Annotated in this window: 12 protein-coding genes; 9 read left to right on the top strand and 3 right to left on the bottom strand. The window is 64.3% G+C overall.

The window, feature by feature from the left end; all coding sequences use genetic code 11:
- Positions 1–39: 39 nt before the first annotated feature.
- A complete protein-coding gene (locus FA94_RS11925; RefSeq protein ID WP_035551202.1) occupies positions 40–1,395 on the top strand; it encodes an APC family permease in 1,356 nt (451 codons plus the stop codon).
- A gap of 108 nt (positions 1,396–1,503) precedes the next feature.
- Here FA94_RS11925 and FA94_RS11920 read toward each other — a convergent pair whose 3' ends face one another.
- Together FA94_RS11920 and FA94_RS11915 are read right to left on the bottom strand one after the other, a co-directional pair.
- On the bottom strand, positions 1,504–1,686 hold the full coding sequence (locus FA94_RS11920) for a hypothetical protein (RefSeq protein WP_035551199.1): 183 nt from the start codon (positions 1,684–1,686) through the stop codon (positions 1,504–1,506).
- Between the two features lie 156 nt (positions 1,687–1,842).
- Positions 1,843–2,739, bottom strand: a complete 897-nt coding sequence (locus FA94_RS11915; protein WP_035551196.1) for an NAD-dependent epimerase/dehydratase family protein — start codon at positions 2,737–2,739, stop codon at positions 1,843–1,845.
- Positions 2,740–2,844: 105 nt separating this feature from the next.
- Between FA94_RS11915 and FA94_RS11910 the strand changes: the two genes are divergently transcribed.
- From FA94_RS11910 to hutG, 8 genes are all read left to right on the top strand, one after another.
- Positions 2,845–3,741, top strand: coding sequence for a LysR family transcriptional regulator (locus tag FA94_RS11910; protein WP_035551193.1), 897 nt, complete (start codon positions 2,845–2,847; stop codon positions 3,739–3,741).
- 347 nt (positions 3,742–4,088) lie between these two features.
- Entirely contained in the window at positions 4,089–5,612 is a 1,524-nt protein-coding gene (hutH, locus tag FA94_RS11905; protein WP_156126614.1) for a histidine ammonia-lyase, read from the top strand.
- Positions 5,613–5,683: 71 nt separating this feature from the next.
- Entirely contained in the window at positions 5,684–6,379 is a 696-nt protein-coding gene (hutC, locus tag FA94_RS11900) for a histidine utilization transcriptional repressor HutC (RefSeq protein ID WP_035551191.1), read from the top strand.
- Between the two features lie 66 nt (positions 6,380–6,445).
- Positions 6,446–8,134 carry a urocanate hydratase gene (gene hutU, locus FA94_RS11895; protein ID WP_035551188.1) on the top strand — a complete coding sequence of 563 codons (1,689 nt, stop codon included), beginning with the start codon at positions 6,446–6,448 and terminating at the stop codon, positions 8,132–8,134.
- Between the two features lie 2 nt (positions 8,135–8,136).
- The gene (locus FA94_RS11890; protein WP_035551185.1) at positions 8,137–8,793 is read left to right on the top strand and encodes a HutD/Ves family protein; all 657 of its coding nucleotides are present in this window, start codon (positions 8,137–8,139) and stop codon (positions 8,791–8,793) included.
- Positions 8,794–8,878: 85 nt separating this feature from the next.
- On the top strand, positions 8,879–10,096 hold the full coding sequence (hutI, locus tag FA94_RS11885; RefSeq protein ID WP_035551182.1) for an imidazolonepropionase: 1,218 nt from the start codon (positions 8,879–8,881) through the stop codon (positions 10,094–10,096).
- A 15-nt stretch (positions 10,097–10,111) separates the two neighbouring features.
- A complete protein-coding gene (locus FA94_RS11880; protein WP_035551180.1) occupies positions 10,112–11,509 on the top strand; it encodes a formimidoylglutamate deiminase in 1,398 nt (465 codons plus the stop codon).
- Positions 11,510–11,555: 46 nt separating this feature from the next.
- Positions 11,556–12,368 (top strand): N-formylglutamate deformylase, encoded by an 813-nt coding sequence (gene hutG / locus FA94_RS11875; protein WP_035551177.1) that lies wholly within the window; start codon positions 11,556–11,558, stop codon positions 12,366–12,368.
- A gap of 291 nt (positions 12,369–12,659) precedes the next feature.
- Here the strand turns inward: hutG and FA94_RS39120 are convergent, their stop codons facing one another.
- Positions 12,660–12,797: a hypothetical protein gene (locus FA94_RS39120; RefSeq protein ID WP_176057942.1), complete on the bottom strand. Its 138-nt coding sequence runs from the start codon at positions 12,795–12,797 to the stop codon at positions 12,660–12,662.
- Positions 12,798–12,986 lie beyond the last annotated feature (189 nt).

The following is a 12,986-nucleotide window of genomic DNA, read 5'->3' as shown; positions in this document are numbered from 1 at the left end:
CCCTGGCGACGCTCGCCCATTTGCAAGAGGAGACACCGCATGACTTCATCATCCGCCGCCGAACCCGCGGCCGCACACAGCACGCGTCTGAAACGCACGCTCGGCCTGCCGTCGGTCCTACTGTTCGGCCTCGCCTACATGGCGCCGCTGATCGTGTACGGCACCTACGGCGTGCTGGCGAGCGCGAGCAACGACACTGCGGCGCTCGCCTATCTGATCGCGCTGATCGCGATCGCGTTCACCGCGCTCAGCTACGGCAAACTCGCGCGGCTCTTCCCGGTGGCCGGTTCGGCCTATACGTACACGCGTAAAAGCTTCAACCCGCACCTCGGTTTCATGATCGGCTGGGCGACGCTGCTCGATTACTTTTTCCTGCCGATGGTGATCTGGCTGATCGGCGCCGCGTATCTGAGCGCCGCGTTTCCGCACATTCCGAGCTGGATCTGGATCGTCGCGTTTATCGTGCTGACCAGTGCGCTGAACATTCTCGGCATCGAACTGGCGAACCGCTTCAACATCGTGCTGATGGTCGTGCAACTGGCGATCGTCGCGTTGTTCGTCGTGCTGTGCTGCCATTACGTAACGGCGGCGGCCGGTCCCGGCGGCCTGTTGTCGGCCGAACCGTTCTTCAAACCGCACGTGCCGTTTTCGGCGACCATGGCCGGCGCCGCGATTGCCGCGTACTCGTATCTCGGCTTCGACGCGGTGTCGACGCTCACCGAAGAAACCATTGCGCCTGAGAAGACCATGCCGCGCGCCATCGTGCTGATCGCGCTGATCGGCGGCGCGATCTTCGTGATCGCGGCCTACACGGTGCAGCTCGCGCATCCGGGCGCGGTCTTCAAGGACCCGGATTCGGCGGCCTTCGAAGTGGCGCGCAAAGTGGGCGGCGATCTCTTCGTGACGGTGTTTCTGGCCGGCTTGATTCTCGCGCAGTTCGCGTCGGGTATTTCGGCGCAGGCGAGTGTGGGGCGTCTGTTGTATGCCATGGGGCGCGACGAAGTGCTGCCGAAGCGCATCTTCGGTTTCGTGCATCCGAAGTTCAAGACGCCGGCGCTGAATATCGCAATTGCGGGCGCGATCGGTCTGGTCGCGTTGAAACTCGACGTGGCGACTTCGACGTCGTTCATCAACTTCGGCGCGTTCCTCGCGTTCACCGCGGTCAACCTGTGCGTGATCCGTCAGTTCTTCAACGCGAAGGGCACGGCGAATGCGATGGGGATCATCGGCGGCCTGCTGTTCCCGCTGGCCGGCGCAATTGCGGACGTGTGGCTGCTGGTGAGTCTGGAGAAGACCGCGCTGGTGCTCGGGGCGGTGTGGTTTCTGCTGGGCTTGTGCTATCTCGGCTGGATCACGCGCTGGTTTCGCCAGGCGCCGCCGGAAGTCGCGGTGTGATGCACGGGTGGGTGCGCGCGTGAGCCGCGTGCCCATCCGGATAGAGACGTCAAGTCGATAGAAAAGCCGATAGAAAAGCATATGACGCCGCGTCGCGCGGCGTCATGCTCAAAGCGCCATGTCGAAAGCGGGCTTGAGAAACAGCTCCATTGCCATCACGGCGAGGCCCATTGCGGCCGCCGCCAGTGTCAACGTGCCGTATTCGTCGTAACGTGCATCGTAAAGACACGCCACCACGAAAAGTATCGCCAGCAGGTTCGTCAGCCAGTCGAAATTCAGCGCCAAAGTCATCGATCAAATCCGGGCTCAGGGGCGACTCGCAAAATCGAATCGCACGATCAGTTGAGCGCGATTCTAGCGAGGTGAGCTTACGAATTCGCAACGGCGCCGCTTACACGGATTACGTTTTCGCGGGGGGACGTCCCGAAGAATGTCCCGCCGGATACATCACATCATGTCGTGTTCGATCCAGTCGATCACCGAGCTGCGTTTCGGTTGCCAGCCGAGCAGTTTGCGTGCGCGCACTCCGCGCACTCGGCTGTTCGAACCGAGGCCGTACGAGGCCATTTCGTAGCCCCATTCCTTCTGCGCTTCGTCGAGCGGCCAGTCTTGCGGCTCGCCGAGTTTCATCGCGCGCGCGATAGCCGCGCTCATGTCGCGGAACGACGCCTCGCCGCTTTCGACGAAATAGAACGTGCCGGCCGGCGTTTTCTCGAGTGCGAGTCGATACAGTTCGGCGACATCGTCGATATGCACGTTCGACCAGATGTTGCCGCCGCTGCCCACATGACGCACCACGCCGCTCTTTTGCGCCTGCCGCACGAGGCGCGGCAACTGCACGCTCGCGCTGCCCGGCACCGCGCCGTGACCATAGATCAGCGTATTGCACAGCACCGCCGAACGGACGTTCTGGCGCGCGGCGTCGAGCACGAGCTGGTCGATCGCGACGCGGGCCGCCTTGTCGGCGGTCGGCGTGGGCAGCGCGTCTTCGTGATAAATGCGCGACTGACCCGCTTCGCCACCCGACGCATCGCCGACGATGCTCGATCCGCTGGTATGCAGCAGCACCTTGCCGGAACCGGCGAGTCCTTCGATCAATGCTTTCACCGCGCCTTCATGGTCGCTGCTGGCGGCGTTGATGACGGCGTCCGCGGCTTGCGCTTCGGCAATCAGCAGCGCGCGGTCGTCGAGCGTGCCGACCACCGGTTCGATGCCGAGGCGTTGCAATTCGGCGGCATGGTCGGGATTGCGGATCAGACCGCGCACGCCGTGGCCGGCGCGCGCCAGATGCGCCGCGATCGATCCGCCGATAAACCCGCTTGCGCCCGTGATGAAGATCTTCAAGACGTTCTCCTGGTTGGAAACACGATGACAGGCAGCCAGTATCCGTCGTCTTGATTCTCGCAAAAAGCGTGTTAGTCTCAAATCAATCTTGACTTGAAATCAACAATGAAAACTTCCACGGATGAGCTGCTGGTGTTCGTCACCGTGATCGACAGCGGCTCGATCACCAAGGCGGCGGAGAAGCTGGAGCAGACGGTTTCCGGCGTGAGCCGCGCCCTCACGCGCCTCGAACAGAAGCTCGACACCGCGCTCGTGCGGCGCACGACCCGCCGTCTGCAATTGACCGAAGAGGGCGAGGCGTTCCTGCAACGCGCCCGGGCGATTCTCGCGGCGATGGAGGAGGCCGAGGAATCGGTCACGAGCGGGCGAGGGCGGCCTTCCGGGCGCTTGCGGGTGGATGCGGCGTCGCCGTTCATGCTCCATTGCGTCGCCCCGCATATGAAGGCGTTTTCGGCGCTCTATCCGGACGTGCGGCTGGAATTGACCAGCAGCGAGCGGATCGTCGATCTGCTGGAACAGAAGGTGGATATCGCGATCCGGATCGGCGCGCTGCAGGATTCGACGCTGCATGCGCGCGCGTTGGGCACCAGCAAGCTGCGGGTGCTCGCGAGCCCCGCGTATCTGGCCGAATATGGCGAGCCGAAGTCGGTGGAAGCGTTGCGCGCGCATCGATTGATCGGTTTTACGGCGCCGGAGCATCTGAACCGCTGGCCGTTGCGCGAAGGGCGCAAGGCCGGCGCCGAGTCGTTCAGGATCGAACCGTCGATCACCGCGTCGAGCGGCGAAACCTTGCGGCAACTGGCGTTGTCGGGCTGGGGCGTGGCCTGTCTGGCCGACTTCATGACCGCCGCCGACGTGCGCGACGGCCGCCTCGTGCCGATTCTCGGCAACCTGCTGCGCGACGAGCGGCAGCCGGTGAGCGCGGTGTACTACCAGAGCGCGTCGCTGACGGGGCGCGTGCAGTGTTTTCTGGAGTTCATCGCGGCGCGCGTGAAGCTTTAGCCGCGCGTTTCGCGTGGTGCGTTCGGCCGGCTCTCCTATAACTCTTGAATCGACGTGGCGGTGTGGCGGTGTGGCGGTGGCTGTGGGTCGGGATCGGAAACCGCCGCAGGGCGGTTTTTTGTCCACTTGGCGGCTCATATTTTGAATGTGTATATACAAGTTGGGCGCAACAGGAACCGTTGCTGCGCCAATCGAGTCGCCGCCCGACCCCGCCGGCCTTCGCCGCAATATGCCGGACAGCTCGCGCTCTAATGGAAACTCCCAGGTCCGGGCGATTAAAAACAAGTTGTATATACAAGACGGTGCCGATAGACTTCTCTCAAATTGTATAGACAGGAACACACACCATGATGATTCTGAAGCCCGGCTACCTGACCCTCCCGCAACTGCGCCAGATCGCTCGCGAACACGTCGCGCTGCAACTCGATCCCGCCAGCCATGCCGCCATCGACGCCTGCGCGCAAGCCGTTGCCGATATCGCCGCGAAGGGCGAGCCGGCCTACGGCATCAACACCGGTTTTGGGCGCCTTGCCAGCACGCATATTCCGCACGACCAGCTCGAACTGCTGCAACGCAATCTGGTGCTGTCGCATGCGGTCGGCGTGGGTGTGCCGATGTCGCGTCCGGTGGTGCGTCTGCTGATCGCGCTGAAGCTGTCGAGCCTCGGCCGCGGCCACTCGGGCATTCGTCGCGAAGTGATGGAGGCGCTGATCACGCTGTATAACGCCGACGTGCTGCCGGTGATTCCGGTCAAGGGCTCGGTCGGCGCATCGGGCGACCTCGCGCCGCTCGCGCATATGTCGGCGGCGCTGCTCGGCGTCGGCGATGTGTTCGCGAAGGGCGAGCGCATGCCCGCCACCGAAGGCCTCGCGCTGGTCGGCCTCAAGCCGCTCACGCTGCAAGCCAAGGAAGGCCTCGCGCTGCTGAACGGCACGCAGGCATCGACCGCGCTCGCGCTCTACAACATGTTCGCGATCGAAGACCTGTACCGTACCGCGCTGGTGTCGGGCTCGTTGTCGGTGGACGCGGCGGCCGGTTCGGTCAAGCCGTTCGACGCGCGCATTCACGAACTGCGCGGCCATCAAGGTCAGATCGACGCGGCCACGGCTTACCGTTCGCTGCTCGACGGTTCGGGCATCAACGTTTCGCACGCCGATTGCGACAAGGTGCAGGACCCGTACAGCCTGCGCTGCCAGCCGCAAGTCATGGGCGCGTGTCTCGACCAGATGCGCCACGCCGCCAACGTGCTGCTGCTCGAAGCCAACGCGGTCTCCGACAATCCGCTGATTTTCCCGGACACCGGCGAAGTGCTGTCGGGCGGTAATTTCCACGCCGAGCCGGTCGCATTCGCCGCCGACAACCTCGCGCTCGCCGCCGCCGAAATCGGCGCGCTGGCCGAACGTCGCATCGCGTTGCTGATCGACGCGACGCTGTCGGGTCTGCCGCCGTTCCTCGTGCGCGACGGTGGCGTGAACTCGGGCTTCATGATCGCTCACGTGACGGCCGCAGCTTTGGCGTCGGAAAACAAGACGCTCGCGCATCCGGCGTCGGTGGATTCGCTGCCCACGTCCGCAAACCAGGAAGACCATGTGTCGATGGCGACGTTCGCCGCGCGCAAGCTCGGCGACATTGCTGAAAACACCGCGAACATCCTGTCGATCGAATTGCTCGCCGCCGCGCAAGGCGTCGATCTGCGCGCGCCGCACAAGACCAGCCCGAGCCTGCAAAAGGTGATGGACGTAGTGCGCAAGGACGTCGCGCATTACGAGCTCGATCACTACTTCGCGCCGGATATCGAGGCCGTGACGAAGCTCGTGCAGAACGGCACGATCGCGAAGCTCAGCCCGTTCGCGTTCGTCTCCGAACAGTAAGCTGCAAGTACGCACCCGACTCACGTATTCAACTCATGTATTCAACTCCCGCATTCAAGCCGAGCACGTTAATGAACGCACCCGCCTATCAGGGCATCAAGGACTTCATCCTCGCGCGCATTCATGCGGGCGAGTGGGCTGAAGGCGACCAGGTGCCGTCGGAAAACGAACTCGCGCGTGAGTTCAGCGTAGCGCGCATGACGGTGAACCGCGCGCTGCGCGAGTTGACCTCGGAGCAGGTGCTTACGCGGGTGCAGGGTTCGGGCACCTTCGTGGCGCGCCCCAAGTACGAATCGACGCTGGTGGCGATCCGCAGTATTTCCGACGAGATCGTCGCGCGCGGTCATCGCTATCAGGCGAACGTGCTGCACATCGGCGCAAGCATTGCCGACGCCGCGCTCGCCGAAGAGATGCAGGTGAGCGCCGGCAGTCCGGTGTTTCATTCGCGCGTGCTGCATTTCGAAAACGACGAACCGGTGCAGCTCGAAGAACGCTGGGTCAATCCGGCGGTGGCGCCCGAGTACGCGCTGCAGGACTTCACCAACACCACGCCGAACCAGTATCTCGTGCGGGTGGCGCCGCTGCAGCGCGTCGAGTACCGCATCGAGGCGCTGGCCGCCGACGCCGACACGCGCGAGCTATTGACCATGGACGAACTCGAACCGTGCCTCGTGCTGCACCGGCGCACGTGGTCGCAAAGCCAGGTCGCGTCGATCGCGAATCTCTGGCATCCCGGCAGCCGTTATCGCTTCACCGGACATTTCTGAATCACCGTTTCCCCGACTCCGTTTCCGAACCTCTCCCGACCATCTTCAAGCATTCCGAGGGCCATCATGAACAACCCGAAGCACATCGACCCGCGTCTCGATCCCACCCGTACCATCCGCGCACCGCGCGGCGCGGAAAAGACCTGCAAGACCTGGATCGCGGAAGCCGCGTACCGGATGATCCAGAACAACCTGGACCCGGAAGTCGCCGAGCATCCGCATGCGCTGGTCGTGTACGGCGGTATTGGCCGGGCCGCGCGCAACTGGGATTGTTTCGATCAGATCCTCGCGTCGCTGAAAGACCTGAATGAAGACGAAACGCTGCTGATCCAGTCGGGCAAGCCGGTCGGCGTGTTCCGCACGCATGCCGACGCGCCGCGCGTGCTGCTGGCGAATTCGAATCTGGTGCCGCATTGGGCGACGTGGGAACACTTCCACGAACTCGACCGCAAGGGCCTGATGATGTACGGGCAGATGACGGCGGGCAGCTGGATCTATATCGGCAGCCAGGGGATCGTGCAGGGCACCTACGAGACCTTCTTCTCGGTGGCGAACCAGCATTTCAACGGCGACCCGAAAGGCCGCTGGATTCTGACCGGCGGTCTCGGCGGTATGGGCGGCGCGCAGCCGCTCGCGGCCACGATGGCGGGCTTCTCGATGATCGCGGTGGAATGCGACGAGACGCGCATCGACTTCCGTCTGAAGACGCGCTACGTCGATAAAAAAGCGCAGACGCTCGACGAAGCGCTCGCCATGCTGGAGGAAGCGAAGCAGGCCGGCAAGCCGGTGTCGATCGGTCTGGTGGGCAATGCGGTCGACGTGTTCGCCGAATGCGTGGCACGCGGCATCACGCCGGACTGCGTGACCGATCAGACCAGCGCGCACGATCCGATTCACGGCTATCTGCCGCAAGGCTGGAGCGTGGAAGATTGGCGCGAACGCATGAAGACCGCGCCGGACAGCATCATCACGCCGGCCAAGCAGTCCATGGCCAGGCAGGTGCAAGCCATGCTCACGCTGCAGGAACGCGGCGCGGCCACGCTCGACTACGGCAACAACATCCGCCAGATGGCGCTGGAAATGGGCGTGGAAAACGCATTCGATTTCCCGGGCTTCGTGCCGGCGTATATCCGCCCGCTGTTCTGCGAAGGCAAGGGCCCGTTCCGTTGGGTCGCGCTGTCGGGTGATCCCGAAGATATCTACAAGACCGACGCGAAGGTCAAGGAATTGATCCCCGACGATCCGCATCTGCACAACTGGCTCGACATGGCGCGTGAACGGATCGCGTTCCAGGGTCTGCCGGCGCGGATCTGCTGGGTCGGCGTGAAGGATCGTTATCGCCTCGGTCAGGCGTTCAACGAGATGGTCAGGACCGGCGAGCTGAAAGCGCCGATCGTGATCGGTCGCGATCACCTCGACACGGGTTCGGTGGCGAGCCCGAATCGCGAAACCGAATCGATGAAGGACGGCTCCGATGCGGTCAGCGACTGGCCGTTGCTCAACGCGCTGCTGAATACGGCGGGCGGCGCGTCGTGGGTCTCGCTGCATCACGGCGGCGGCGTCGGTATGGGCTTCAGCCAGCACTCGGGTGTGGTGATCGTCGCGGACGGCACGGATGCCGCGAAGGAACGCCTCGGCCGCGTGTTGTTCAACGATCCGGCGACCGGCGTGATGCGTCACGCGGATGCGGGTTATGAACTCGCGCAGGAAACCGCGCGCGAGGCGGGTCTGCATCTGCCGATGCTGGGCCGTTGAACATGGCGGACGTCGGCAATATGGCCAGCGTCACGCTGATTCGCGGCGCCGACCTCGTGGCGGCGCCGTGGAAGAACGGCGGCGGCGTCACGCGCGAAGTGGCGGCAGTGCCCGAGCAGGCGGGACTCGATAGTTTCGTGTGGCGCGTGAGCATTGCGGATGTCGCGCAAGCGGGACCGTTCTCGCGTTTTGCGGGCATCGATCGCACGCTCGTGCTGTTGTCCGGCGCGGGGATGTTGCTCGATGAAACGCTTGCGCCGGAGAATGCGCCGGCGAGCGAAGCTGCGTTGAGCGGTCTTGCGAACGTCGTGAAAACGCACGCGTTGACGCAGCCGCTCGACATTGCGCGCTTTGCCGGCGAGACGCCGATCGACGCGCGCCTCGTCGACGGCGCCACGCGCGACTTTAACTTGATGGTACGACGTGGCGCGGCGCGCGGCGAAGTCGAGGTTTGGCGCGACGCGACGCAACACGCTTTATCCGCCGACGTCGTGCTGTTGTACTGCGCCGAGGGCGCCGTATCGGTCAGCCTCGGCGACGCGGCCGCGCAGCCGCTCGCCACCGGCGACACGCTGCGCATCAACGCGCCGGACGCGCTGCACTGCGCGGTTCAAGGCGCGGGCGCGTTGCTCGCAATCCGCCTTCACTACGAACGATGACGACGCTTCGCGTGCCCGCGTCGCGATATCAAGGCGCGCGCACGCGAACCACCACAGACACGCAACGAGCTGCAACGAGCACGCGATGAAGCAAACCGTCTGGCATCACCTGAAACTGTGCCCGCAGGGCGATCCCCACCACACGCTGGCCGACGCCGCGATCGCCGTCGAAGACGGCCAGATCGTCTGGCTCGGCGCAGCCTCCGAACTCCTCCCGCATTACGCTAGCTGGCCGCGCGAAGATCTGCACGGCGCCTGGGTTACGCCCGGTCTGGTCGATTGCCATACGCATCTGGTGTACGGCGGCCAGCGCGCGGACGAATTCGCGCAGCGGCTCGCGGGCGTCAGCTATGAAGAAATCGCGCGGCAGGGCGGTGGCATCGTCTCGACGGTGCGCGCCACGCGTGCCGCCGACGAAGCGTCGCTATTCGCACAGTCGGCCGCGCGGCTCGAACCGCTGCTCGCCGAAGGCGTGACGACGATCGAAATCAAATCCGGCTACGGCCTCGACCTCGCCAGCGAACGCAAGATGCTGCGCGTCGCGCGTCAGTTGGGCGAGCGCTATCCGGTGACGGTCTATACGACGTTTCTCGGCGCGCACGCGTTGCCGCTGGAATTCGCGGGCCGCGCCGACGCGTATATCGACGAAGTCTGCAACACGATGCTGCCCGCGCTGGCCGACGAAGGTCTCGTCGACGCGGTCGACGTATTCTGCGAGCGCATCGGTTTTTCGCTGGAACAAAGCGAGCGTGTTTTCAACGCCGCGGAGCGTCACAAGCTACCGGTGAAGATGCATGCCGAGCAGTTGTCGAACGGCGGCGGCACGGCATTGGCCGCGCAGCATCACGCGCTGTCCGCGGATCACCTCGAATTTCTCGACGAAGCCGGCGTTGCCGCGATGAAAGCATCCGGCACGGTCGCCGTGTTGCTGCCGGGCGCGTACTACTTCATTCGCGAGACGCAACTGCCGCCGCTCGATTTGCTGCGGCGCTATCAGGTGCCGATCGCGATTTCGACCGACAGCAATCCGGGCACGTCGCCCACCACGTCGCTGTTGCTGATGATGAACATGGCGACCACGCTGTTCCGTATGACGGTGCCCGAGGTGCTGCAAGGCGTGACGTCGCATGCGGCCCAAGCGCTCGGCAAAGCGGACACGCACGGTTCGCTGGCCGTGGGACGCGCGGCGGATTTCGCGGTGTGGTCGGTTGACTCGCTGGCCGAGCTGGCTTACTGGATTGGACGTCCGTTGTGCGCGCGAGTCGTGCGCGCGGGCGAGACGGTTTATACGCGCGTGAATTGAGCCAGGGCCTGAGAGATGACACAACTAGATCAATCGCTGTTCGCCGAGCACGCGTACCTGCCCGATGGTTGGCGCCGCAACGTGTTGCTCGAGTGGGACGCAAGCGGCACGCTGACGGCGGTTACGCCAGATACTTCTGCGGTACCTGCCGGCGTGCGGAAAGCCGCTGGTCCCGTGCTGCCCGGCATGCCGAACCTTCATTCGCATGCATTCCAGCGCGCGATGGCCGGCCTCACCGAATATCGCGCCTCATCTGGCACAGGCGCCACTGACAACTTCTGGAGCTGGCGCGACCTGATGTACCGCTTCGCCGCACGCATCACGCCGGAAGGCCTCGCCGCGGTCGCGCAATGGCTGTACATCGAAATGCTGAAGGCGGGTTATACGTCGGTGTGCGAGTTCCACTACGTGCATCACACGCCGGACGGCAGCCGCTACGCGAATCAGGCTGAGCTCGCGCAACGCGTGGTGGATGCAGCGTCGACGAGCGGTATCGGCATGACGATGCTGCCGGTGCTCTATCAGTACAGCGGCTTCGGCTCGCGTGCGCCGCGCGACGATCAGCAGCGCTTCATCAATACGCCGGAGAGTCTGCTCGATCTGCTCGGCACGTTGCGCGCGGCGCGTCCTGAAAGCGCCGCGTTGCGCTATGGCGTGGCGCCGCATTCGTTGCGCGCGGTCTCGGCGGAATCGTTGCGTACGCTACTAGGCGGCATCGATGCCAACGCGCCGGTTCATATCCATATCGCCGAACAGACCGCCGAAGTCGACGCGTGCGTCGAAACCGAAGGCGCGCGTCCGGTGCAATGGTTGCTGGATCGCTTCGACGTCGACAGCCGCTGGTGCCTCGTGCACGCGACGCATGTCGACGCAAACGAAACGCTGGCACTTGCGAAAAGCGGTGCGGTAGCCGGTTTGTGTCTGACCACCGAAGCAAATCTCGGCGATGGTCTGTTCCCCGCGCAGGAATATCTGGATGCGCAAGGCCGCATCGGCATCGGCTCGGACAGTCATATCGGCGTCGACTGGCGCGCGGAATTGCGCCTGCTCGAATACGGCCAGCGTTTGACGCGCCGGCAACGCAACGTGCTGGCGTCGGCGCAGTCCACGCATGTGGCAGACCGTCTGTTCGATGCCGCGCTCGACGGCGGCGCGCACGCCACCGGCCGCGCCGTCGGCGCGCTGCAGGCAGGCCGACGCGCGGACTGGCTGGTGCTCGACGCGGACCATGCGAGCATCGCCGAACATGCGCCGAGCGCGTGGCTGTCGGGCGTTGTATTCTGCGAGCATGGCGAGACGCCGGTGCGCGACGTCTACGCGGGCGGCGTCCAGGTGGTCGAGAACCGCCGGCATCGCGACGAAGAGGGCGCTTACGCGCGCTATCGCGTGGCGCTCGCCGATCTGCTCAAATGAGCGGCGCACCGTCGCGACTCATCCCTCTCATCGATTCCGGACTGACATGACTGCATTGAACACTCCGCCGGTTGTATCGCTGCATCGGGGCAGTTTGCCGTTGCTGATCTCGATCCCGCATATGGGCACGCAAATCCCGGCCGATATCGCCGCGACGATGACGCCGGTCGCGCAACGCACCGACGATTGCGATTGGCATCTGGACCGTCTGTATGCGTTCGCGAAGCGCATGGGCGCGTCGATTCTCGCGCCGACGTACGCGCGCTACGTGATCGATCTGAACCGTCCGCCCGACGGCGCGAACCTGTACCCGGGCCAGGACACGACTGGCCTGCTGCCCGTCGATACCTTCGACAAGGAGCCGTTGTATCTCGACGGCCATCTGCCCACCGACGCCGAAATCGCCCGTCGTCGCGACGCTTACTGGCAGCCGTATCACGACGCGCTGACGAACGAACTGGCCGCGCTGAAAGCGGAGCACGGCAAGGCGCTGTTGTGGGAAGCGCATTCGATCCGCTCGCACGTGCCGCGTTTCTTCGAAGGACGCTTGCCGGATTTCAATTTCGGCTCCTCGAACGGCGCGAGCGCGGTGGCGGGATTGGCCGAGGAACTGGCCGCCGTGGTCGAGCGGCATGGCGGCTATTCGGCGATCGCGAATGGACGCTTCAAGGGCGGCTATATCACGCGTCAGTATGGGCAGCCATCGCAAGGCGTGCACGCGGTGCAGCTCGAGCTGTCGCAGATCACGTATATGGAAGAGCACCTGCCGTACGCGTATGACGAAACGCTCGCCACGAAGATCGAGCCCTTGCTCGAAGCACTCGTGACCACCGCGCTGAACCACGTCAAGGCGGCCTGACCCCCGCGTCGCGCCGACGATTCAAACACCTCTTCCGCTTCCACGCGGTTCATGACGGGACGCCTTGCGTCGCCGTCATGTCCGCGTCGGCTCACACCGTCAAGGTGTAACAGCATGTGTCCGTGATTGCATGCTGCCGTTTTCGCGCAGAACGTATAGGGCGTCGCCGATGGCGCGTCGCGGCTGCGTCCACGCTGATTCCCCGCTGTCACCGATTCCGCGGCATAAAAAAAGCCCCGCTCGTGACGGGGCTTCATCGATGCACGTGCGCCGCCGGGGCGCCGGACGCCGTTAGTGGCAGCGTTTTTCCCAATGATGATGGACGCGTACCTTGTGGCAGACCGGATGATGGTGGTCGTAAGCCTGTGCGGGAGCGATCGCGCTCAAAGCTGCGACGGCGGCGGCAACGGAGAGGACAAATTTCTTCATTACAAAATCCTTAATTCAAGTGGTGGCGCTATCGCTGCAGCACGACGCGTGCCGCAGCGAGTCGTCAGCATGCCACACCGAGCGCGACGGGCGTATGAACGCGCGATGAATCCTTCGGTCAATGAATAACGGCGTTGGCCGCAATCCGAGAGCTGCGGCGGTTGGCAGCGCGATGACGCGAGGTAGCGT

Origin of the sequence: Burkholderia sp. 9120, from assembly GCF_000745015.1 — a bacterium.
Taxonomy (GTDB): domain Bacteria; phylum Pseudomonadota; class Gammaproteobacteria; order Burkholderiales; family Burkholderiaceae; genus Paraburkholderia.
Note: the sequence above shows the minus strand (reverse complement) of the source record. Positions and strands in the feature narration are given on the sequence as shown.

Coding starts and splice junctions, on each gene's coding strand:
- FA94_RS11925 (WP_035551202.1), top strand. CDS start 40: ATGACTTCATCATCCGCCGCCGAACCCGCGGCCGCACACAGCACGCGT.
- FA94_RS11920 (WP_035551199.1), bottom strand. CDS start 1,686: ATGACTTTGGCGCTGAATTTCGACTGGCTGACGAACCTGCTGGCGATA.
- FA94_RS11910 (WP_035551193.1), top strand. CDS start 2,845: ATGAAAACTTCCACGGATGAGCTGCTGGTGTTCGTCACCGTGATCGAC.
- hutH (WP_156126614.1), top strand. CDS start 4,089: ATGATGATTCTGAAGCCCGGCTACCTGACCCTCCCGCAACTGCGCCAG.
- hutC (WP_035551191.1), top strand. CDS start 5,684: ATGAACGCACCCGCCTATCAGGGCATCAAGGACTTCATCCTCGCGCGC.
- hutU (WP_035551188.1), top strand. CDS start 6,446: ATGAACAACCCGAAGCACATCGACCCGCGTCTCGATCCCACCCGTACC.
- FA94_RS11890 (WP_035551185.1), top strand. CDS start 8,137: ATGGCGGACGTCGGCAATATGGCCAGCGTCACGCTGATTCGCGGCGCC.
- hutI (WP_035551182.1), top strand. CDS start 8,879: ATGAAGCAAACCGTCTGGCATCACCTGAAACTGTGCCCGCAGGGCGAT.
- FA94_RS11880 (WP_035551180.1), top strand. CDS start 10,112: ATGACACAACTAGATCAATCGCTGTTCGCCGAGCACGCGTACCTGCCC.
- hutG (WP_035551177.1), top strand. CDS start 11,556: ATGACTGCATTGAACACTCCGCCGGTTGTATCGCTGCATCGGGGCAGT.
- FA94_RS39120 (WP_176057942.1), bottom strand. CDS start 12,797: ATGAAGAAATTTGTCCTCTCCGTTGCCGCCGCCGTCGCAGCTTTGAGC.